At 65.5% G+C, this 20,297-nt stretch carries 30 protein-coding genes and 3 tRNA genes; 21 read left to right on the top strand and 12 right to left on the bottom strand.

The features are described from left to right. Positions 1-2: 2 nt before the first annotated feature. The 6 genes from NSQ78_RS04660 to NSQ78_RS04635 are packed head-to-tail and all read left to right on the top strand — an operon-like array spanning position 3 to position 3,297. On the top strand, positions 3-227 hold the full coding sequence (locus tag NSQ78_RS04660; RefSeq protein WP_339207998.1) for a hypothetical protein: 225 nt from the start codon (positions 3-5) through the stop codon (positions 225-227). Between the two features lie 8 nt (positions 228-235). Then, positions 236-1,900, top strand: a complete 1,665-nt coding sequence (terL, locus tag NSQ78_RS04655) for a phage terminase large subunit (RefSeq protein ID WP_238581852.1) — start codon at positions 236-238, stop codon at positions 1,898-1,900. Positions 1,901-1,908: 8 nt separating this feature from the next. Further along, positions 1,909-2,100 carry a hypothetical protein gene (locus tag NSQ78_RS04650; RefSeq protein WP_049447210.1) on the top strand — a complete coding sequence of 64 codons (192 nt, stop codon included), beginning with the start codon at positions 1,909-1,911 and terminating at the stop codon, positions 2,098-2,100. 32 nt (positions 2,101-2,132) lie between these two features. Then, the gene (locus tag NSQ78_RS04645) at positions 2,133-2,543 is read left to right on the top strand and encodes a lysozyme (protein ID WP_219627573.1); all 411 of its coding nucleotides are present in this window, start codon (positions 2,133-2,135) and stop codon (positions 2,541-2,543) included. Then, a complete protein-coding gene (locus tag NSQ78_RS04640) occupies positions 2,540-2,848 on the top strand; it encodes a hypothetical protein (RefSeq protein ID WP_049447208.1) in 309 nt (102 codons plus the stop codon). The genes NSQ78_RS04645 and NSQ78_RS04640 overlap by 4 nt, the downstream gene beginning before the upstream one ends. Then, positions 2,845-3,297 (top strand): hypothetical protein, encoded by a 453-nt coding sequence (locus tag NSQ78_RS04635; RefSeq protein ID WP_005412387.1) that lies wholly within the window; start codon positions 2,845-2,847, stop codon positions 3,295-3,297. The genes NSQ78_RS04640 and NSQ78_RS04635 overlap by 4 nt, the downstream gene beginning before the upstream one ends. A 21-nt stretch (positions 3,298-3,318) precedes the next feature. Here NSQ78_RS04635 and NSQ78_RS04630 read toward each other — a convergent pair whose 3' ends face one another. From NSQ78_RS04630 to NSQ78_RS04620, 3 genes are all read right to left on the bottom strand, one after another. Beyond that, a complete protein-coding gene (locus NSQ78_RS04630; protein ID WP_005409127.1) occupies positions 3,319-3,705 on the bottom strand; it encodes a response regulator in 387 nt (128 codons plus the stop codon). 103 nt (positions 3,706-3,808) lie between these two features. Next, the gene (locus NSQ78_RS04625; RefSeq protein ID WP_032961798.1) at positions 3,809-4,141 is read right to left on the bottom strand and encodes a hypothetical protein; all 333 of its coding nucleotides are present in this window, start codon (positions 4,139-4,141) and stop codon (positions 3,809-3,811) included. A 215-nt stretch (positions 4,142-4,356) separates the two neighbouring features. After that, entirely contained in the window at positions 4,357-4,686 is a 330-nt protein-coding gene (locus tag NSQ78_RS04620; RefSeq protein WP_032961796.1) for a hypothetical protein, read from the bottom strand. Positions 4,687-5,741: 1,055 nt separating this feature from the next. Here NSQ78_RS04620 and NSQ78_RS04615 point away from each other — a divergent pair. The 12 genes from NSQ78_RS04615 (at position 5,742) to NSQ78_RS04560 (ending at position 11,281) form a co-directional block, all read left to right on the top strand. Beyond that, positions 5,742-5,903 (top strand): hypothetical protein, encoded by a 162-nt coding sequence (locus NSQ78_RS04615; protein WP_155029018.1) that lies wholly within the window; start codon positions 5,742-5,744, stop codon positions 5,901-5,903. Positions 5,904-5,971: 68 nt separating this feature from the next. Then, complete coding sequence (locus NSQ78_RS04610; RefSeq protein WP_167692992.1) at positions 5,972-6,142, top strand: hypothetical protein; 171 nt, start codon at positions 5,972-5,974, stop codon at positions 6,140-6,142. Positions 6,143-6,206: 64 nt separating this feature from the next. Then, positions 6,207-6,530, top strand: coding sequence for a hypothetical protein (locus NSQ78_RS04605; protein ID WP_134734692.1), 324 nt, complete (start codon positions 6,207-6,209; stop codon positions 6,528-6,530). After that, on the top strand, positions 6,530-6,970 hold the full coding sequence (locus NSQ78_RS04600; protein ID WP_111007479.1) for a hypothetical protein: 441 nt from the start codon (positions 6,530-6,532) through the stop codon (positions 6,968-6,970). Before NSQ78_RS04605 ends, NSQ78_RS04600 begins: the two co-directional genes overlap by 1 nt. Next, a complete protein-coding gene (locus NSQ78_RS04595) occupies positions 6,967-7,149 on the top strand; it encodes a hypothetical protein (protein ID WP_049397876.1) in 183 nt (60 codons plus the stop codon). Before NSQ78_RS04600 ends, NSQ78_RS04595 begins: the two co-directional genes overlap by 4 nt. Continuing rightward, a complete protein-coding gene (locus tag NSQ78_RS04590) occupies positions 7,146-7,406 on the top strand; it encodes a hypothetical protein (RefSeq protein WP_032961791.1) in 261 nt (86 codons plus the stop codon). The genes NSQ78_RS04595 and NSQ78_RS04590 overlap by 4 nt, the downstream gene beginning before the upstream one ends. A 64-nt stretch (positions 7,407-7,470) precedes the next feature. Continuing rightward, positions 7,471-7,938 (top strand): hypothetical protein, encoded by a 468-nt coding sequence (locus tag NSQ78_RS04585; protein ID WP_180890764.1) that lies wholly within the window; start codon positions 7,471-7,473, stop codon positions 7,936-7,938. A gap of 10 nt (positions 7,939-7,948) precedes the next feature. Beyond that, positions 7,949-8,470 (top strand): hypothetical protein, encoded by a 522-nt coding sequence (locus NSQ78_RS04580; protein ID WP_180890763.1) that lies wholly within the window; start codon positions 7,949-7,951, stop codon positions 8,468-8,470. Beyond that, positions 8,467-8,604: a hypothetical protein gene (locus NSQ78_RS04575; protein WP_176422022.1), complete on the top strand. Its 138-nt coding sequence runs from the start codon at positions 8,467-8,469 to the stop codon at positions 8,602-8,604. The genes NSQ78_RS04580 and NSQ78_RS04575 overlap by 4 nt, the downstream gene beginning before the upstream one ends. A 259-nt stretch (positions 8,605-8,863) precedes the next feature. Then, positions 8,864-9,031, top strand: a complete 168-nt coding sequence (locus tag NSQ78_RS04570) for a hypothetical protein (protein WP_180890762.1) — start codon at positions 8,864-8,866, stop codon at positions 9,029-9,031. A gap of 571 nt (positions 9,032-9,602) precedes the next feature. Then, a complete protein-coding gene (locus NSQ78_RS04565; protein WP_180890761.1) occupies positions 9,603-9,977 on the top strand; it encodes a MarR family transcriptional regulator in 375 nt (124 codons plus the stop codon). Between the two features lie 65 nt (positions 9,978-10,042). Further along, positions 10,043-11,281, top strand: coding sequence for a site-specific integrase (locus NSQ78_RS04560; RefSeq protein ID WP_180890760.1), 1,239 nt, complete (start codon positions 10,043-10,045; stop codon positions 11,279-11,281). Between the two features lie 62 nt (positions 11,282-11,343). Here the strand turns inward: NSQ78_RS04560 and NSQ78_RS04555 are convergent. The 4 genes from NSQ78_RS04555 to NSQ78_RS04540 form a co-directional block, all read right to left on the bottom strand. Beyond that, positions 11,344-11,420: transfer RNA gene (locus tag NSQ78_RS04555), tRNA-His, on the bottom strand. Between the two features lie 193 nt (positions 11,421-11,613). After that, positions 11,614-12,351, bottom strand: coding sequence for a BPL-N domain-containing protein (locus NSQ78_RS04550; RefSeq protein WP_064237743.1), 738 nt, complete (start codon positions 12,349-12,351; stop codon positions 11,614-11,616). A gap of 143 nt (positions 12,352-12,494) precedes the next feature. Further along, positions 12,495-12,571 (bottom strand) — tRNA-Arg (locus NSQ78_RS04545). Between the two features lie 39 nt (positions 12,572-12,610). Further along, positions 12,611-12,687 (bottom strand) — tRNA-Pro (locus NSQ78_RS04540). 180 nt (positions 12,688-12,867) lie between these two features. On the opposite strand from NSQ78_RS04540, the gene NSQ78_RS04535 reads away from it, so the two are divergent. Together NSQ78_RS04535 and NSQ78_RS04530 are read left to right on the top strand one after the other, a co-directional pair. Beyond that, positions 12,868-13,626: a Bax inhibitor-1/YccA family protein gene (locus NSQ78_RS04535; RefSeq protein WP_057495144.1), complete on the top strand. Its 759-nt coding sequence runs from the start codon at positions 12,868-12,870 to the stop codon at positions 13,624-13,626. 90 nt (positions 13,627-13,716) lie between these two features. Continuing rightward, the gene (locus NSQ78_RS04530) at positions 13,717-14,337 is read left to right on the top strand and encodes a flavin reductase family protein (protein ID WP_049471073.1); all 621 of its coding nucleotides are present in this window, start codon (positions 13,717-13,719) and stop codon (positions 14,335-14,337) included. Between the two features lie 68 nt (positions 14,338-14,405). Here NSQ78_RS04530 and NSQ78_RS04525 read toward each other — a convergent pair whose 3' ends face one another. The 5 genes from NSQ78_RS04525 to grxC all read right to left on the bottom strand — a co-directional run bounded on the left by NSQ78_RS04525 (position 14,406) and on the right by grxC (position 18,431). Continuing rightward, positions 14,406-15,314 carry a LysR family transcriptional regulator gene (locus NSQ78_RS04525; protein WP_064237742.1) on the bottom strand — a complete coding sequence of 303 codons (909 nt, stop codon included), beginning with the start codon at positions 15,312-15,314 and terminating at the stop codon, positions 14,406-14,408. Between the two features lie 53 nt (positions 15,315-15,367). Next, positions 15,368-16,111 (bottom strand): cysteine hydrolase, encoded by a 744-nt coding sequence (locus tag NSQ78_RS04520; protein ID WP_064237741.1) that lies wholly within the window; start codon positions 16,109-16,111, stop codon positions 15,368-15,370. A 243-nt stretch (positions 16,112-16,354) separates the two neighbouring features. Continuing rightward, positions 16,355-17,359 carry an isocitrate dehydrogenase gene (locus NSQ78_RS04515; RefSeq protein ID WP_049464919.1) on the bottom strand — a complete coding sequence of 335 codons (1,005 nt, stop codon included), beginning with the start codon at positions 17,357-17,359 and terminating at the stop codon, positions 16,355-16,357. 392 nt (positions 17,360-17,751) lie between these two features. Next, positions 17,752-18,144, bottom strand: a complete 393-nt coding sequence (locus NSQ78_RS04510) for a carboxymuconolactone decarboxylase family protein (protein WP_004154542.1) — start codon at positions 18,142-18,144, stop codon at positions 17,752-17,754. Then, positions 18,141-18,431 (bottom strand): glutaredoxin 3, encoded by a 291-nt coding sequence (gene grxC, locus NSQ78_RS04505; protein ID WP_053462274.1) that lies wholly within the window; start codon positions 18,429-18,431, stop codon positions 18,141-18,143. Before grxC ends, NSQ78_RS04510 begins: the two co-directional genes overlap by 4 nt. 88 nt (positions 18,432-18,519) lie before the next feature. Between grxC and NSQ78_RS04500 the strand changes: the two genes are divergently transcribed. Next, positions 18,520-20,220 carry a M48 family metalloprotease gene (locus tag NSQ78_RS04500; protein ID WP_176422009.1) on the top strand — a complete coding sequence of 567 codons (1,701 nt, stop codon included), beginning with the start codon at positions 18,520-18,522 and terminating at the stop codon, positions 20,218-20,220. Positions 20,221-20,297 lie beyond the last annotated feature (77 nt).

Genomic DNA, 20,297 nt, shown 5'->3' with positions numbered 1-20,297 from the left:
CCTTGGAGCGACTGCACGCCGCAGTCGCGGACAAGCTCGCCGACACCATCGACACGATGGAGTCGGACGCGAAGGGCCTGGCCTCGATCCTCAACGTGGCCCGGCAGTTTCTCAAGGACAACGGCATCGACGTTGCTGCCACGCCGCCCGGCTCTCCGCTGGGCAAGCTGGCGGACAAGGTGTCCGAGTTCCCGTTCGATCCCGCTGAGGACGGGCGGCTGAACTGATGGAGGGCATGACGAGCCTCCACGTTAGTCACCCTTTCGAGGACTTCCGCAACTTCGCCTGGTACGTCTGGAAGGAGCTGGGGCTACCAAGCCCCACTCCGATCCAGTACGACATCTGCGAGTTCCTGAAAACCGGCCCGCGCCGTCGCGTCATCATGGCGTACCGCGGCGTCGGCAAGTCCTGGGTGACGGCCGCCTACGTCTGCTGGCTCCTCTGGAAAGACCCCCAGCACAAGATCATGGTTGTCTCGGCATCGAAGGAACGCGCCGATGCGTTCTCGGTGTTCGTCAAGCGCCTGATCGAAACCCTGCCCGAACTGCAACACCTCCGTCCGCGCCCCGACCAGCGCAACTCGAACCTGGCGTTCGACGTTGGTCCCGCGCAGCCGGATCAGTCGCCCTCGGTGAAGTCGGTCGGTATCAACGGCCAGCTCACCGGCTCCCGCGCTGACACCATCATCGCGGACGACATCGAAGTCCCAAAGAACTCCATGACCGTCGTACAGCGCGAGAAGCTGGCCGAGCTGGTCAAGGAGTTCGACGCGGTGCTCAAGCCGGGCGGCGAGATCATCTACCTCGGCACTCCGCAGACCGAGGAGTCGCTCTACAACAAGCTCCCCGAGCGCGGCTACGTCATCCGCATCTGGCCCGCGCGCTACCCGAAGGACACCAAGCACCGCCAGGTGTACGGCGACCGGCTCGCCCCGATGATCGCCGATGCGTTCGATGCGAACCCCAAGCTCGCCTGGAAGAACTGCGAGTCCGTCCGGTTCTCCGACGAGGACTTGATGGAGCGCGAGGCGTCCTATGGACGCTCCGGCTTCATGCTCCAGTTCATGCTCGATGCGTCGCTGTCCGACGCCGAGAAGTACCCGCTCAAGCTGTCCGACCTGATCGTGATGGACGTGGACCGAGAGGTCGCTCCGATCCGCGTGGTCTACAGCAGCGGCCCGGAGTACATCGTCAGTGACATCGCGTCCGTGGGCTTCACGGGCGACCGCCTGTACCGGCCCATGTACCTCGCCTCGGAAATGGAGGAGTTCACCGGCAAGGTGCTCGCCATCGACCCCTCGGGCCGAGGCGGCGACGAAACCGGCTACGCGGTCGTCGGCATGCTTCGCGGCATGCTCTACGCGCGCCGGGCTGGTGCGACCAAGGGCGGCTACGACGACGACACGCTAGAGACCCTGGCGCACATCGCGCGCGCCGAGAAGGTCTCCGCAGTCCTCATTGAGGCCAACTTCGGTGACGGCATGTTCGCCAAGATGCTCTCCGGCGTCCTGGCGCGCGTGTACCCGTGCTCCATCGAGGAGGTGAAGCACTACGGCACCTCGAAGGAGAACCGAATCATCGACGTGCTGGAGCCTGTGCTGAACCAGCATCGCTTGGTGGTCGATGCCTCGATCATCCGCGCCGATCAGAAGTCCGAACAGAAGTACCAACTGTTCTACCAGCTCACGCGCATCACGCGCGACCGCGGCGCACTGCGCCACGACGACCGCCTCGAAGCGCTGGCGATGGCCGTGAAGTATTGGGCCGACCAGCTCTCCCGAGACGTGTCCAAGGAGGAGCAGCGCTACCTGGAGGAGCTGCTCGACCGCGAGTACGCCTCCTTCATCCAGTCCGTGACCGGCCGCGTGCCGTCACCCGACAACTACCTCGACATCCTGTAGGAGACCCAATGTCCGACACGCTCGCTGCGTGGCTGATGGCGCTCGCCGCCGCTGCCCTGCTGTACCTGTTCCTGCGCCGCAAGAACGACGACGACAACGACGGCCCGAGCGCACCCGCGCCGGTAACGCCGTGCGACTGCAACCACGCTCCCTGCTGCCACACCCAGGGCGGCCAGTCGAACCCCTACGCCCCGGTGTGAGCCAGGCTGTCCAGCTCGCGCGCCCTCTGACGATGAAGTCGGAGGGTCTGCGCCTGGTGGCCTACCTGTGCCCCGCAGACAAGTGGACCATCGGCTACGGCCACACCGGCAGTGACGTGAAGCCTGGCCTCCGCATCACCGAGGAACGCGCTGTGGAGCTGCTGGAGGCTGACCTCTCCAAGGCCGCTACGGTCGTCCGTCGATACGTGCGCGTGCCCCTCAGCGCGCCGCAGGAAGCCGCCCTGATCGACTTCGTGTTCAACCTCGGCGAGGGCAACTTCGCCAGCTCCACCCTGCTCCGCGTGCTCAACGCGGGCGACTACGCGGCGGTGCCCGCACAGCTCCGCCGATGGACCAAGGGTCGCGTCAAGGGCGTGCTGACGGACCTGCCCGGCCTCATCGACCGCCGCGAGGCGGAAGTCAAACTCTGGAACTCCAAGTGACCATCAAGACCATCTACAACCGCGCCAGCGAGCGCCTGGTGCGCGCCTACGAGCGCGCTAAGGGGTACGTAGCGCTGCGCATTGCCCTCGCCTCGCAATGGCTCCTGGAGCGCCTGCGCGAGACCTCCCGTCGCACCTACACCGGCTGGCTGTTCGTCGCCGTGTTCCTGGCGCTTCCCTACGTCGTCCTCGGCGGCCTGTGGGAGCACCTGCGGAATGCCGCGGAGCGCCTGTGGGATGACGTGAACGACATCGAGTGGGCTGCGTTCACCCCGAGCTACTGGCGGGAGCACATCAAGCAGTGACCACGCTGGCCTTTGACGGCCGGCTCGTTGCTATCGACTCGCAGGTCACCGCTGGTGATCTGCGGTACGAGGAGGAGAAGTTCTACCGCACCACCGACACCACCGGGCGCGACCTGGTGGTGTTCGGCGCGGGCACCACTTCCCACATCCAGCGAGCCGTGCGCGAGCTGTCGGAGGGATTCGACGAACTGACCAAGGGCGAGTACACGATCCTCGTGGTCGGCCTGCGGGACAACCCGGTGGCCTTCTACCACGACGGTCTCCCTCTCGACCTCCGGCGCGACTTCCTCGTCGCCGGTAGTGGTGGTGCGATTGCCCTGGCCGCCATGAAGGCAGGCCACAACGCGACCGAAGCAGTCCTCATGGCCTGCTCGACGGACCTCTACAGCGGTCCTCCGGTGCAGACCTACGACACGGTTACAAAGCGTTTCCTAAAACGCCGGACCTGAACTACTGGCGCATGGACGCGCCTAAACAGGAATGCCGATTTGGCGAGTCCTATCAAGGGCGCTCATGAGTTCTTTGATGCGGTACGGCTTCGGGAGAAAGGTCGCCCACTGGTGAGCGTCAGGGAGCTGCGGGTTCGGCACCCCGGACGCGAACATGTAGGGAATTCGGTGCGACAGCAGGTAATCGGCGACGGACATTGATGCTCCGTCCTGCGTCTGGATGTCTAAGATCGCCGCGTGAAATGCTTTCGCCTCTATGCGGTCGAATGCATCGGCAGCGGAGGCGACCACATCGACCTCGTAACCCTGCATCGCCAGGATTTCCTTCAACATCCCTGAGAGGTCAGGATCATCTTCCATGACCAACAACGAGCCGAGCCGACCCTGGCTGTATGCATCCGTAGCCATCGCGCGTTCTCCCACGCCTACGTTCCCCAAACGGTTCGTACCGTACACGACGGCCAGTTAAAAGACAGGAAACGACTCTACCTGAAAGTGAACAGTTCAGCTATCACGCCAATTCTTCATCCTTGAACCACCACATTACAGCCAAGACGACAAACCAAACGATCAGCGGGACGCCAATCGTGAATTCCACGAGTAGGCCTCTCATGTGCTCGTGCTGCGCGGCCTCAGTCAGTGCAGAATCCAGAATTGGCACCGCATCGGCCACCACGCTGTACGCGGTCGTGTCATCGTTTATGACCTCGCGGGTACGTTCGACCAGCTCCCGTGCTGCTCGAAGCTTCGCGTGCTGATATGCGGCGGGCACTCCAGCACAGACCAGCGAGAGGACAGTGACCAGCGCCGCCAAGCGAATGAGGAGGGTATTGAGCGATGCCATAGATGCTCGTTGTAATGTCTATGCCAACCGCTAAGTTTATTCGACCACGGAGCACTGGGAGGGCTTGACAAGGGTGCTATCATAGTAAGACCTAAGTATTACTCTAGCAGGACTATAGAGTTCTATTCATTGGTATTCACCATCAAGTAGAGCTACAGTTCTCCTATGCACTCCTGGGGTGTTCCTCTGTCCTCCTTGGGTGCCACTGCGGCGGACTAGACCTCCGTCCCATCCTTGATGACCCATAGCACCACGCCCGCACCAATCCAAGCGAGCGCCGGGATGCCCAAAGCGAGCTGGAGAAACAGGTTGCGGGAATTGCGGTTGCTGATGAGGTCATTCGTCGCGGCGTCAAACGTCCGCACCGCCTCATCAACCAACACCTGCGGCGAGGCGTCGTTCTCGATGATCTGCTCGTTCCAGGAACGCAACTCCTCAGCGCTCCTTACGCCGGTCTGAAAGTACGCGGCAGGGAGTCCTGCGAGCACTAAGGCCAGGACGGTGATCGCGGTAGCGGTTCTTATCGTGTATCGGCGGGCGTACATAACGTCTCCTCGAAGTGACAGAGGTGGTCGAAAGGTTTGCGGCAAATTTCCGAAGGAGTATCCAACTACTTGGAACGGCGCGATCACCCCCCGTAGGGGGTCGCCCCCTGTAGCGTAAGGCACGATGCGCCCCCTTCGCGTCACCTGCGGCGTCACCACCTCGGCTAACCTACTGATTCCAAAGGTGAACCACCGGATTAGGTATCCAATCGCTAGGGCATCTAATGCGATACCTGGGCGCACCGCAGGCCGCCGCGCAAACGTTCGCGCTTCTGTCTGTCCCTATCTGTCTTTTTGCATCGCCACCACGGCGCACCGCTGCCCCACCACGGCGCACCGCTGCCCCACTACGGGCACACCTAGCGGCCCCGCCTATGTCGCGCCCTACGGCCCGCCCACGCGCTCACACGCGCGCCCACGCGCGCCCACGCGCGAGCATGGGAATGCAGATGCCACCCCCTGATCGAATCCTAAACGAACTATGAATATTCTTGCCATTGGGGGATTGACGGCCATCGGGGGATTTCCTAATCTATGCCCCGTCGCCAGCAACAACGGCGACAGCGGAAAAGGCGGCGACAGACGTGCGACCGATGGATCGACAGCACCTAGAGCTTATCCCGCCAGCACTGAGGACTAGCCCCAAAGGCCCCTAAGCGCACCGCAGGTAACGTCCGGCTCAACCATCCCACTACCGGGAGTGATTGACAAACCGGGAGCAAACGGGCATAATGCCCACCATCGAACAACGGTCGCAGGGTGCGGTCGGGACAGTAGGAAAGGGGCAGGCAGGAGCGCCGCCCACGGCAGAACGCGGGGAGCTGGGAACACTAGCCGCGCCGGGAAGTGTAAGGGCCGATGAAGGCCGCCACGGATACCGGGTCACCGCCAGAAAGAGCGGGGCCAGCTGTACGGGATTCCTAGGCGAGCTGGAGGCGCTCCCGGAAGCTGGCGACGGTCAGATTCCATGCCTTACAAGCATGAGTCTGACCGCCAAAGCGTCCCTACCGTTGTGATGGGGCGTTTTGGTGGTCCGATTCACTGGAGAGCACCCCATGACGATGATCCCGTTTGATATGACCGCCCGCGACTACTACGTGGCCGGTTGCATCCGCCGCGGCATCCGCGAGCACCGCGCCCGACTCAACGAGCGGGAGCGCCAGGCGAACAAGAACCGCACCCAAGTTGCGCCTTGTCCATCCCCCGTTGTCATCTGATCCCCTTTCGTCAACCCGATTTTCCACACCCCGCCGACGTGTGACGGCGGGTCTTTTTTGGAGCTACCATGAGCACCAATGGACCACTGGAGGACTTGCAAGTGCGCAAGCTCACCGCTGAGATTCGCAAGATCAACCGCGAGATCGACAAGCTGATGATGGAGACCCGGTGGTATCCGCTGGTGGTCGCCACGGCCTTTGTGGCTGGCATCGTCACGCTGACCAAGTTGTTCCTCTAACCGCGCCCTACCCCAATCCCCCGAAGCCGCCGCAAGGCGGCTTTTTTGTTGCCCGGAGAAAGCCATGAATCTCGACAAGTACGCACCGAAGATCGCCGCCGACATAGCGCGGGCGTTGGTGGACCTCGCGCTCGCCAAGGGCTATGCCATTTCCGTCAACGATGGCGAGGAGTGGACGGTGAAGCGTGGACGCGACCGGCAGATGGTGCTGGAAGCGCTGGCGACCACCGACGCCGACACGCTGGTATTCCGCCGCGAGGATGGCAGCCGCGTCGGTTTCGTGTGGCTGATCTGGCAGAACGGGGCCGACGTAGCGAGCGACTGGAGCGCAAACGAGGACACCGACGCGCTGGTGGAGCCGGTGCTGCGCGGGCTGGGGGTGCTGTGATGGAACTGCGCACCTACGGAACCCGCAACGTGTTCCTGGCACAGCCGGGGCGCTATCACGAACAACTGGCGGCGACCGCGATGACGCCGCAGCAAGCCGAGGAGTTCGCCACCGTGGTCAACCGCGCAATCAGGGATACCGACTTCGACCCCATCGACCTCGCGCAGCTGGCGAGTGGGTGGACGTGGCCCGAGCCGAGCAGCACTGCGCCGCTGGGCATTGAGGACTCGCAATTCCTTGTCGAGGTGGCGCGCATGCTGCACCGCCTCTGGCAGGAGGTCGGCGAGCAGTGGAGCGGCGTGTGGGCCTACGACATCGCCGACCCGCTGGGCGGATGGCTGTCGAGGAACGGCATCGACCACGAGACCGCCGATGGTGTGGCGCGCGCCGAGCAGCAGGCCCGCGCATGGATCGCCGAGGGCATGGGAGCCGCGCGATGAGCTACCGCGAGGAGGACATCATGTTCGAGACCGAAAAGGCGTGGGTGCTGCGCAAGGGACCGAACCATTTTGAGGTCTACAAAATCGGCCTCACCCACTCGACACGCCACGGCATTTTTCACAACATCCCCGGCGCGCTGGATCGCGCCATTGAGCACGCAAAGGGCCTGTCGCAATGAGCAACGACAACGAGCTGGCTGTACCTGCCGGTGACAAGCTGGTCACCCTGGGCGACCGATCGGTCTCCTACGGTCCCCGCCAAGAGTTCGATGGAAGCGTCGAGCCTTGCGCACCGATGGCCGCGCAGTTTTGGGGCGTCTACCGCTGGGCCGGTAAGGACCGCTGGTGGTGGATTGCCGACGTGGCCGACGAGGACACCGCCCGCGCAGTGGCCGCCGCCTACCTGCTGAACGTCAAGCCCGATTGGGCGCACTGACCGACAACCACCGCTGATCCCGAGGCCCGCCTAGTGCGGGCCTTCGCATTTCTGGAGCACTCACATGGCACGCAAGCCTGCCGCACTGCTGACCCGCGAAGAACTGATGGCGATGCTGACCGCTTTCGTCAATCAGCGCCCCGGCTTCGATCCGTGCAACTACGGCACCGCGTCGAGCTACCGTAGCGACCAGCGCACCGCCCAGCGGCAGCGCAGCGACGCACTGGAAATGCTGGCCGCGATTGGTTGGCGCGAGTCGATCACCGCGCACGACATCCGCAAGGCGCTGCAAGGCTCGGGGCGACTGCAACTGCGCGACGACGGCCGATTGGACTACTGCACCGGCCAGTATTGGCCGACCGAGTTCCGCGCTGGCGTCTGCCGCGTGCTCTCGCAACTGCTCTGGGACTACTGGCGCGAGAACTCGCCCGCCGAGCTGCGCGAGCGACACGACGGGAGCTGGGGCAATCACATCCGCGCAACCGCGCGCCGCGAGCTGGGCCGCGGCGTGGCGCAGCGCTGGTTCCGCTGAGGAGACGAGCATGGACACCATCGAGCTGCACGGGCTGACCTTCAAGGTCGAGCACATCCCTGACCCTGACGCGGGTGCGCCCTGGGAGAACAACGACACGCTGGGCACTGTGAGCGGCTGGGAATGCCGCGACCACTACCGGGGCGGCAAGCGTCCCGGAGAGCGCATCCTCAACAAGGGTGACCGCCACCGCTACCGCTTCTACGACTACGCCGGGGCTGTCGCAAAGGGCCGCCGCGAGGGCATGACCGGGCCGGAAGCTGCCGAGGCTGCCGACCGCGAGTTCGAGTGGCTCCGCGCGTGGTGCGAGGACCGCTGGAGCTACATCGGCGTGCAGGTCACGCTGCTGGACGCCGAGGGCAACGACACCGAGCACAGCGACGCGCTGTGGGGTGTGGATGACGACGGCGACTACGCAAAGACGGTCGCCAATGACCTGGCCCTGGAGATTGGCGCGCGCGTCAATTGGGACGACGTGATCGAGGTGCCCGCGCGCACCATCGTCCTGCGCGCTCCGAAGGTGGCCGCATGAAAGCCGGTCTCCTGTTCCGCTGGGGCAGCGCGTGGATTGGCGCGCACTGGTCGCCCTACAACCGCCGCTGGTGCATCAACGTCCTGCCTTGCGTGACCTTGTGGGTCGCGCTGTCGGGAGGGCGCGCACCGTGATCCGCCTCCGCGCTCCTAAGCGCCCCCAAGCCATCCGGGTGGCTCGGCCGATGTCTCCGGCCGATGTCGCCGAGTTCCACCGCCTGATGCGTCAGGCCAACTACCACCTCGCCCGTCGCGGCGCTTGATCCACGTCAAAGGAAACCATCATGGAAATCATCATCGTCAGCCTGGCCTTCCGCGCACACCAGATCGGCCCGTTCCTGGTCATCGAACGGGAGGTCTCGGTGCTCCACGAGCGCACCTATGAGGTGCCGGAATGATTCGGACCATCCACTTCGACCACAACGAGAAGCGCGGCGTCCTGCGCGCCGTGCTCGGCCTGCTCAACGAGCGCGTCCAGTTCTCGGTCGTCCCCGAGGACTGTGGCTGGCGGGTGTCCTATCCGGTCCCACCCGCCGCCCCAACTGAGACCCCGCAGCCATGAACTCAATGCACGAGTCGGGATCAATCTCTCCGGTGGTACTTGATTCCTACGGACGCGCCATCATTGTGGCCTGTAGTCTGCCCGACGGTAGCGTGCTGCTGTCGGGCTGCGCATCCGCAGACGACCAGGGGGGGCGTTCTCAGTCTATGAGTACGGTGAGACGGACAATAGCCAGCGCGGTAGTCCGCGTAGGGCAAGGACTTTGCATCCGTGGTCGGGGCCATCGTGACCCTGGCGGTGATGCTTGTACTACCGTTCTTAAAACACTGAAACGTAAGACCTTTTTGTGGAGCGCAGCCGGGGGTGGCGGCGCATTACAACGCCGTGAGCAGGGGACAGGACGGCCCCTTCGCAGGGCAGAAGTACCTGGACCTGTTCGTGAAAGCCTTTGGATATGAGATCGGAATCGACCCCTCCCCCACGCCTTGGCAGCGTGGTTTTTGGATGGACAAAATTGGCAAGAATGCCATCAACATTGGCTTGGGCCTTGTAATCCTTACATTGCGGCTCCAAGATAGACCCTGATGGTTTCCCAAGGGGGAACCATCCCCTTACGGAAAATGAGCGCACCATGAATCTCTCGCAGAAAGAACTGACGGCCATTCTCACAACCGCACTGTCAGCCTTCCGGGAAGAGATCGACGAGGACATCACCGCCACCCGCATCCTCACCCTACTCGCCGTTGTGGACGAGCCGGGCATTCAGCAGGTGGACCTTGAGCGCGTCCTCGGCGGACTCTCTCCCTCCGCAGTGAGCCGCAATGTGCTCGACCTGTCGTCTATCAAGCGTAACCGCGAGCCGGGGCCTGACTTCCTGGAGCAGCGCCCCGATCCCGCCTACCGCAAGCGCAACCTGATCTTTCCGACGACCAAGGCGCTGCACTGGCTGGCTTCGCTCTCAGAACGTGTCAACCGCAAGGTGACGGCGCGCGTCGCAGCCGCCTAACCCCCAACACCCCGTTGTGCCCCGAGGCCCGCCTAGTGCGGGCCTTTTCATTTTTGGAGATACACATGGCCCTTCGCCTCAAAGGGACCGCACCCAAGCCGGGTGCGCCCGACAAGCGCTACTACATGCTCGACGTGCAGGAGGGATACCGCCGCGTGCGCCTGTCCACCGGCACCCGTGACCGCGTGGCCGCCGAGCGCAAGGAGCAGGCGGTCCTCGACGCCCTGCGCGATGACCCCGACGTTTCCGAGGACGTGCTGCGCGAACTCATCCGGGGCAAGTCCCGGTCGGCGCAGATGGCCGTGGCGAAAGCCAAGGCCCGGCAGCGCACCCTCAAGGACGCGATGGATGACGCCCTGGAGGACCGCAACTTTTGGGGCAAGCTCAAGTCCATCGAGACCGTCCGCACCAACTGCAAGATCGTCCAGGGCTTCCTTGGCGAGGACACGCCCATCAACGACATCACCCAGGCCGCCGTGGACGCGATGGTGACCAAGATGGAGGCCGAGCAGGCTGCCCCGGCGACCATCAACCGCAAGATGCACGCCCTGATGGCCGTCCTGCGCCGCGAGGCGAAGGCCGGACGCATGCTGGCCGCCATCCCGGAGTACCGCCCGAGCGACGAGCGCGACAACGCGCGCCAGTTCACCCTGACCATCCAGGACGAGGAGCTGATCCTCTCCCGCGTGCTCGCATGGGACACCCTACCCGACCCCGAGTACGGCGGTCGGCCGCGGACGCGCGACGGTAAGGACTACCACGACCTGTTCGTGTTCCTGGCCGACGTGGGCTGCCGCCTGAGCCAGGCGTTCAACCTGCGCTGGAGCGACCTCGTGGGCACCCCACCCACCGCCGTGCGCTTCTGGCGTCACGGGGAACTCAAAGGCGGCCGGCAGCGCACCATCCCCCTGACCTCCCGCGCTTCGGAGGTGGTCCAGCGGCGGCGCAAGGCGGCAGGCAAGGAGCAGACCGGCCCCTTCTCCACGCTCAACAAGACCCGCGCCAACAAGCTCTGGAATCGTGCGCGAAAGGGGACGCATCTCGCCAAGGAGAAGGAGTGCGTGATCCACTCGCTGCGGCACACCTGCGCAACCCGGCTGCTGCTGGCGACCGGCAACATCAAGCTCGTGCAGGAGTGGCTGGGGCATCGAGACATCCGCACCACGTCAGAGACCTACGCGAAGGTGCTGGCCGAGCAGGCGCTCATCGGCAAGTCTGCGCTGGAGCAATTGCGGGCTGCGCCGCAGGTGACGCCCCCAGGTGACGTTCCGAGACAGGGATTGATTGCCAACGAGGGATTGTAGTACCAAAACTGACCGTCGCCAGCTTACTTTTCAGTAACTTAGCGACGGTAGTAAGAAAAAAGTGGGGTGGCTGAGGGGATTCGAACCCCCGACCACCGGAATCACAATCCGGTACTCTAACCAACTGAGCTACAGCCACCACTGAAACTTCTGCTCCCCTGCCGATGCTGCCAGCAGTGGAACCTGATGCGTTGCGACCGGGTGGGACCAGAAGGCCGTCCCCTGAAGCGAGTCCGGCATTTTCCGGGAGTCGCGAAGGAATTGCAAGCATTTCTTCACATTGATGTGCCGGTCGCCATTCCGGCCCGCGTCGCGCTGCGCACGCGCCCGCCTCAGCGCCGATCCTCATCCAGCAGTGACTTGAACAGATCGGCCGACGGCATCTGCGAAAGCGGGATTTCCGCCATCTTGAACCACTGCGTCGGCGCTTCCGGATGCGGTCCCGACAGCACCACCCTGCCCTTACCGTAGCGATACGACGCAGCCGCAATGTCGCCATTGGTGTAGCGGGAAATCACCTTGAACCCTTGGTCGCGTGGCGCCTTGGGCAGGTAGGGACCGTCCTGGAAGTACACCGTCTGGCGACGCCCGTCCCAGACGACGGGAATCACGGCATCGTCTTCATCCTGCACCGGGAATCCCGGCCTGCCGGCCTCGGCGTCCAGGTCCTGCGCCAGCAGGCCCAGATGCGATGCACCGGCCAGGTAGGCCCCCATGCACAGGCCGATGTAGGTTCCGCCTGCATCGACGAAACGACGGATGACTGCCGCCCCCTCTTCGCCCACCGCCGCCATCGCGGCGTCGATGTCCTGCCCGCCCCCCGGCTGCACATAGGCCCGGTAGCGCGACGTGGCCAGCGAATCGACATCCACGGCCTCGCCCGGGCCGACGAACACCACGTGATAGTCCGGACGCGAACGATGGATGGCCTGTTCGACGGCCTCCGAACACCCTGGGCAACCGGCGTCGCCACGGTACACCGCAATCACGGGGGCATCGGCGGACGCCTGCACGGCAAGCCCCAGGCCCATCGCCAGCAGCAGACAGCGCGATCGCGCAACGGTGTTCATGAAGGGATGGCTCAGCGCAGTCACCCCGGCATGGGGCAGGCCGACTATGCCTCGGCCACGACGGACCAGATTGAATGCGCGCCAACACAGCGCTGGACCAGGCAGAGGCCGGTAACGACAGGACCTGCAGGAGATGGGTGAAATGGCGCGCCCGACAGGAATCGAACCTGTAACCGCCGGCTTAGAAGGCCGGTGCTCTATCCAGTTGAGCTACGGGCGCCCGGACCGGAACGGTGTCCAATCCGACGTGATGTGGGATTGGTCGGGGTAGAGGGATTCGAACCCCCGACATCCTGCTCCCAAAGCAGGCGCGCTACCAGACTGCGCTATACCCCGGTCTTGCAATCCCCTCGGGCCAGGCCCGGGGAGCTGCTCATTGTCGCCAAGCCGGTCGCGAACTGTCAACGCGGCCGGCTCGACGCTGGTCCCCGCCACAGCGCCGTACGCAGTCATCGGCTATGCTCGCGGTCATCGGCCGGATGGCCGTCCCGATCCTCATTCGCACGGAGAATACGCATGCGCAGCGGCAACCCGGCTCTTTCCGAGTCGACCTTCCTCGACCTCGCCAGCGGTTCGGTGGTGACCAGCCCCGACCAGGTGATGACCCTCAACGGCACCGCCAACAAGACCGGACTCCTGCTGCTGCTGACCGTGCTGACCGCAGCGTTCGCCTGGAGCCAGTCGGTCGACGACTACGGCCAGATCTCCGGCAGCGCGAGCCTGTACGCCATCGGTGGCGCGATCGGCGGCCTGGTGCTGGCGCTGATCACCATCTTCAAGAAGGAATGGTCGCCGGTGACCGCGCCGATGTACGCGCTGGTCGAAGGCCTGTTCCTGGGCGCCGTGTCGGCGCTGTTCAACATGAAGTACCCGGGCATCGTGTTCCAGGCCGTGCTGCTGACCTTCGGCACGCTGGCCGCGCTGCTGGTCGCGTACCGCAGCGGCGTGATCAAGGCCACCGAGAACTTCAAGATGGGCGTGGTCGCCGCCACCGGCGGCATTGCCCTGCTCTACCTGGCCTCGTTCGTGCTGGGCTTCTTCAACATCAACGTGCCGGTGATCCACGACGCCAGCTGGCTGGGCATCGCCTTCAGCCTGTTCGTGGTGGTCGTGGCCGCGCTGAACCTGGTGCTGGACTTCGACTTCATCGAAACCGGCGTCGCCCAGCGTGCGCCGAAGTACATGGAGTGGTATGGCGCATTCGGCCTGATGGTGACCCTGGTCTGGCTGTACGTGGAATTCCTGCGCCTGCTCTCGAAGATCCAGCAGCGCTGAGTCCAGCCACGCCGTAAACGACAGGCCGCGATCCGCAAGGGTCGCGGCTTTTTTTGTAGAGTCGAGCAAGTCCACACGTCCCCTGCCCCCATGCCCGACACCTTCCACAGCTACCGCCCGGCGGAGGGCCACCGCCTGCCGCATGACCCGTTCAACGCCATCATCGGCCCGCGCCCGATCGGCTGGATTTCCAGCCAGGACGCGGGCGGCACGTTGAACCTGGCGCCCTACAGCTTCTTCAACGCCTTCAACTACACCCCGCCGATCATCGGGTTCTCCAGCCAGGGCCGCAAAGACTCGCTGCGCAACATCGAAGCCACTGGAGAGTTCGTCTGGAACCTGGCCACCTTCGACCTGGCCGAGGCCATGAACGAAAGCTGCCGTGCGGTCGCGCCGGATGTCGACGAGTTCGCCCTCGCCGGCCTGTCCCCGCTGGCCTCCACGCAGGTCGCACCACCGCGGGTGGCACAAAGCCCGGTCAGCATGGAATGCCGCTGCACCCAGATCGTGCGCCTGCGCGATGCCGCCGGACAGGACACCCAAGGCTGGCTGGTGCTGGGCGAGGTGGTGGCGGTGCACATCGATGCACGGTTGCTGATCGATGGCATCTACGACACTGCCGCAGCGGCACCGATCCTGCGCGGCGGCGGCCCCGCCGATTACTTCCGTATCGGCGCCGAACAGCGCTTCCGCATGTTCCGCCCGACCTGATCCCAGCCCTTTGCGGGGCAATCCGCAGACTCACCGACGCTATCACCACCACGGCTGCAGCCGCGCGGCTACCCGGCCGCGCCCATCGGTGCAGCGTAGTGCGCCGCGAGGTGCTCGACCAGCGCGCGCACCTTGGGCGCGAGCGCACGTGCATGCGGATACAGCGCGAAATAGCGCCGCTGGCCGGCATGCCAGGCCGGCAGCACTCGGATCAAACGACCGGCGCGCAGGTCCTCCTGCACCGTCAACGCGGTGAACAGGCTGATGCCCATTCCGGCCAGCGCGGCGGCGTACAGCGCAGGCGTGGCATCCACACGCAGGCGCTGTCCGGCTTCAACGCTCACGCAGGCGCCGCGCGGCCCCTGCAACTGCCAGGGCGGCATTGATGGGGTGGGACTGAACCCCAGCAGCGTGTGCTGCTCCAGATCCGCAGCCTGCCGCGGCAGGCCATGCCGGGCCAGGTAGGCCGGTGCGGCGACCAGGATGCGCGGGCAGCTGGCCAGCTCGCGCGCGACCAGCTGGCTGTCCGGCAACGAAGCCGCGATGCGCAGAGCCAGGTCGAAACCACCGCCCACGACATCGACCAGCTGATCATCCGCCGACAGGTCCAGCGTGACCTGCGGGTAACGCTGCAGGAACGAGGGCAGCCAATGCGGCAGTTCCTGGCTGGCCACCACCTGCGGCACGCTGATCCGCACCCTGCCACTGGGTTGCGCCTGCCCGGCGCGGGCACGATCATCCGCCTCCTGCAGGCGGTCCAGCAGCGTTGCCGCCTCGCGGTAGTAATCGCGCCCGGCCTCGGTCAACGACAGCCGACGGCTGTTGCGATCAAGCAGGCGCACCTGCAGGTGTTCTTCCAGCTGCCGCAGTTGCCGCGACATCGCCGAATGGGTGGTGCCCAGGCGTTCGGCGGCGGAGGTAAAGCTGCCCGCGTCAACGATGGCGCGCAGCGCACGCAGGGCGGCGAGGTGATCCATCGGTGGGCAGCTCCACGTGGCGGGGCCCACGGCATGCGGGCCCCGCCAGCTTATCAAGCGCCGTCGCCGGCCTTGCGCACCGGCAGTGCCAGGATCGCGTCAGTCGTCATGACATCACCAAAGGCGTCCTCGATCTGGGCAAGCGAGGCTTCATGCAGCGCGCGATGGCCGATGCGCTGCCCGCCAGCCAGATCCAGGTCGCGGCTGGCGCTGGCATCGGACGAGACGATCACCCGGTAACCACGGGGCGCGGCCGCCGCGTCGCGCGCGGCACCAGCCACGCAGGCATGGGTCTGCAGGCCGGTGACGATCAGGGTGTCGATGCCAGCGTTCTTCAGCACCTGATCGAGCACGGCGGCGGAGGCGCCGGCGAACACGCTGACGTTGTCCTTCTGCACCACGGTCTCGCCCTGGCGCGGCTGCAGGTCGCGATGGAAGGCCGCGTTGATGCTGCCCTGTGCGAACAGCGGCGCACCCGCCGGCAGGACGTGCTGCACATGGATCACGCGGATGCCATGAGCATCGGCGAAGTCGACCACCCGCTTCGCCTGGCGCAGCGCGGCCTGGCCATCGGGAATGACCATGCGGCCACCGGCAAAGCCCGGTGCGGCCTTGGCATCGAAGTACTCGTTCTGGAAGTCGATCACCAGCACGGCGGTCTTCGCCGCGTCGAGCGAGCTCGCACGCGGTGCCCCTGCGATGTGGCGGATGGTGGGATGGGCCGGCTCGGCGGCGGCGACCGGGGCGGTGGCGGCCATGCCGATCAGACTGGCCAGGCCGAAAGCGGTGAGATTCATGTGCGGATTCCTGCGATGGGTGTGGAGCACAGGATGCGGAGCGCCTGGCGCACGAACCAGCCCCGCAGGGGCACATGATCTGTGCAAAATCCGCACAGGCCATCCCCCTGAAGCCACCCCATGGGTGGCTGCGGACCAACGCCCCGTCATCCACGCATGGCGTGGATCTACCGGGTCAGCCCATAACGCAACGGGGCGCCCGAAGGCGCCCCGCTGTGGATCCAACCGAGGTCGGCCGGCCGCTTACAGGCGGCGGGCGATGGCCTGGGCAAAGCTCATGGTGGTGCCGGTGCCGCCCAGGTCGCCGGTCAGCGAATCCTTGGCTTCCATGGTCGCCACGATGGCCTTGCGCAGGCGCTCGGCGTTTTCCGGCTGGCCGACATGGTCCAGCATCTGCGCGGCAGCCAGCAGCAGCGCGCACGGATTGGCCTTGCCCTGGCCGGCGATGTCCGGCGCGGTGCCGTGCACGGCTTCGAAGATCGCCGCGTCCTTGCCGATGTTGGCACCCGGGGCCAGGCCCAGGCCGCCGACCAGGCCGGCGCACAGGTCGGAGATGATGTCGCCGAACAGGTTGGTGGTGACGATCACATCGAACTGTTCCGGACGCATCACCAGCTGCATGCAGCAGTTGTCGACGATCATTTCCTGGAATTCGATGTCCGGATACTGCGCGGCCACTTCACGGGCGACATTCAGGAACAGGCCCGAGGTCGACTTGATGATGTTGGCCTTGTGCACGGCGGTGACCTTCTTGCGGCCGGTGCTCTTGGCCAGCTCGAAGGCGTAGCGCACGATGCGCTCGGAACCCTTGCGGGTGATGCGGGTGCCGGAGAAGGCGGTTTCGCCGTCGGCCGACACTTCCTGGCCTTCGGCCAGGTAGGCACCTTCGGTGTTCTCACGGACGGTGATCAGGTCGACGTTGTCGAAACGCGACTTGGTGTTCGGGAAGGTGTGGGCCGGACGCACGTTGGCGTACAGGTCGAAGTGGCGGCGCAGGCTGACGTTGATCGAGGTGAAGCCACCACCGACCGGGGTGGTCAGCGGGCTCTTCAGCGCGACCTTGTTGCGCGCGATCGATTCAAGGGTCACCGCCGGCATCAGGTCGCCGTGCTTCTCCAGGGCCACCAGGCCGGCGTCGGCGTCTTCGTACTCCAGGCCCGTCTTGAGCTGGTCCAGCACGAACAGGGTGGCGTCCATGATTTCCGGGCCAATGCCGTCGCCGCGGATGACCGTAATTTTCTGCGTCATTGATCGATGTTCCGAACAGGGGGAAAAACGCCGTCCGGACGTGCCCGGAAACGCCGGCGCAAAGGAAGTTTCACCGGCAATTATGCCTGAGCCGGGGCCGAGGTCCCAAATAGACCATGGTCCCAGTTCCCGGCTCAGGCAGAATTGCCCGCGCATCCCACCTTATCCCCGCGCCTGTCGGCGCGCCCCCTTGAGCAAACCGCTCTGCGGCTTTGCCCGCGCATCCCGCCTTAACCCTGCGCCTGTCGGCGCGCCCTTCAACAAGAAGGGGCTCCTGGGCTGTTGGATCGTGGGGAAGGCCACTCGCGGGTGCGGTAGTGCACGCCGCTGGTGGCAACCTCGGCCATGTGGGGTTCAGGAAGTGTACCAGCGGCCGGCGACTTCCGGAGCACTCAGTGCTCGTGCGCTGCCGGGGCGGCGGCGCCACCTTCAAGCTGGTCGAGGAAATCGACCGCGCGGCGCAGGTGCGGGATCACGATGGAACCGCCCACCACCAGGCCGACCGAGAAGGTCTCGAAGAACTCCTCACGGGTGACCCCGGCGTCCTTGCACTGGGCCACGTGGTAGCTGATGCAGTCGTCGCAGCGCAGCACCATCGAGGCCACCAGGCCCAGCAGCTCCTTGGTCTTCACATCCAGCGCGCCGGCCTGGTAGGTCTGCGTGTCCAGCGCGAAGAAGCGCCGCACCACCTGGTTCGGCTCACCCAGGATGCGCTCGTTCATGCGCTTGCGGAACTCGGTGAATTCGGCGATGCGGTCCTTGCTGCCGTCGTCGGCCGCGCTCATGCCTGGCCCTGCCCGGCCAGCAGCGGCTCGAGCTTGCCTTCACGGTGCAGGGCCATCATGTCGTCGTAGCCGCCGACGTGGACGTCGCCGACGAAGATCTGCGGCACGCTGGTACGGCGGGTCTTGGCCACCATCTTCTCGCGCTCGGCCGGGTCCAGGTCGATGCGGACCTCGGTCCACTGCTGGCCCTTGCTCTTCAGGAAGTTCTTGGCGGCCACGCAGTACGGGCAGACGGCGGTGGAATAGAGGGTGATGGCGGGGGCACCGCCGGCGGTCTGGGCTGTCACGGGAAACTCCACGATGGATCGACGGTCTACATATGGTACCGGTGCGCTGGAATTTCCACGCCACGGCCGCAACACTGTGGATTAACGAATGGTTGCCCCCTGCCCTGCCACGCTGGGCGCGCCCCGCCCGAGGACCTTCTGCTTGCGAGCCCTGCTGCTGACTACCGCCGTCACCCTGGCCCTGGCCATGCCGCTGGCCCAGGCCCAGGAGAAGCTGCCTGACATCGGCTCCTCGGCCGGCGAGCTGCTGACCCCGGCCCGCCAGGCCGAGTACGGCGCAATGATGCTGCGCGAGCTGCGCAACTATGGCTACCTGCTGGACGATCCGCTGGTCAACGACTGGCTGCAGACCATGGGTACCCGGCTTGGCTCCAACAGTGACCAGCCACGGCAGCCCTATACCTTCTTCGTGATGAAGGACCGCCAGATCAACGCCTTCGCCACCCTCGGCGGCTACATCGGCGTCAATGCCGGCCTGGTGCTGACCGCCGAGCGCGAGGACGAGGTGGCTGCGGTGCTGTCCCACGAAATCGCCCACGTCACCCAGCAGCATGTGCTGCGCGGCGTCGAGCGTGCCCAGCGTGACCAGATCCCGATCCTGCTGGGCATGCTGGCGGCGGTGGTGGCCGCGCAGGCCAGCAACAGCACCTCGTCCGGCAACGCGACGATGGCCGCGATCAGTTCAGGCATGGGCCTGATGCAGCAACGGCAGATCAACTACACCCGTTCCAACGAGTCCGAGGCCGACCGCCTCGGCATCCGTACCCTGTCGCGCAGCGGCTACGACGTGGATGCCATGGCCGGCTTCTTCGAACGGATGTCGGCGGCCATGCGCGGCAATGAAGGCGGCTACAGCGTGCCCGAGTTCCTGCGCACCCACCCGGTCAACATCACCCGCATCAGCGAGGCCAAGGCCCGCGCCGAGCAGATGAAGAAGGATACGGTGCTGCTGACCACCAGCACCCCCAGCGGCGAGCGCAGGGAGCGGGTGGACCCGGCCGATCCCAGCCTGGGCGAGCCGCTGCTGCGCGGCAACAACCCGCTGCTGCCCAGCAGTGTGCTGCGCCTGCCGATCGGCCAGCTCAACCGCGGCGCCAGCGGTGACTTCGAGTGGGCACGGGAGCGCCTGCGCGTGCTCAGTGCCGATTCCACCCCCGAGCTGGAACGCGAGTATGCCGATCTGGCCAAACGGCAGAAGGACGGTCTCAATGATGCACAGCGCTATGGCCAGGCCCTGGCGATGATGCGCGGTGGCCGTGCCGGTGCCGGCCAGGCCCGGCAGACCCTGGCGGGCCTGCTGCAGACCCATCCCGGCAACCTGTGGCTGGCGCTGGGCCTGGGCGAGGCGGAGTCGCGTGCGGGCCTGGCCGCCCAGGCCAACAGCCGCTTCGAGCAGCTGCTGCGCGAACATCCCAACAGCCGCCCGGTGGCGTTGACCTATGCCGAGATCCTGAACGAGCAGGGCAACCGCGAGGCCGGCCAGCGGGCACAGGCGATGCTGCGCCCGCTGCTGTCGCAAAGCGGTAATGATCCGGTCTTCCAGCAGCGCTTTGCCCGCGCCAGCGAGCTGGCCGGTGACAGCGTGCGCGCCAGCGAAGCCTATGCCGAGGCGGCGTTCCTCAGCGGGCGGCCGGAACAGGCGCTGCTGCAGCTGCAGGCGCTCAAGCGCAACCCGGCGCTGGACTATATCGGCCGCGCGCGCGTCGACGCCCGCATCGAATCGATCACCCCGACCGTACTGGAGCTGCGCCGCCAGGGCGTGCAGGACCCGGACCTGGACCGCCGCTGAGCGGTGCATGACCGGCCGATGGCAATCCCGGCCGGTTCCGCCCGGGCAGTCACAAACATGTCATCAAACCGTAGTCT

Origin of the sequence: Stenotrophomonas sp. FSL W7-1447, assembly GCF_037966425.1 — a bacterium.
GTDB classification, from domain to species: Bacteria; Pseudomonadota; Gammaproteobacteria; order Xanthomonadales; family Xanthomonadaceae; genus Stenotrophomonas; species Stenotrophomonas pavanii.
This window is presented reverse-complemented; position numbering and strand designations above follow the sequence as displayed.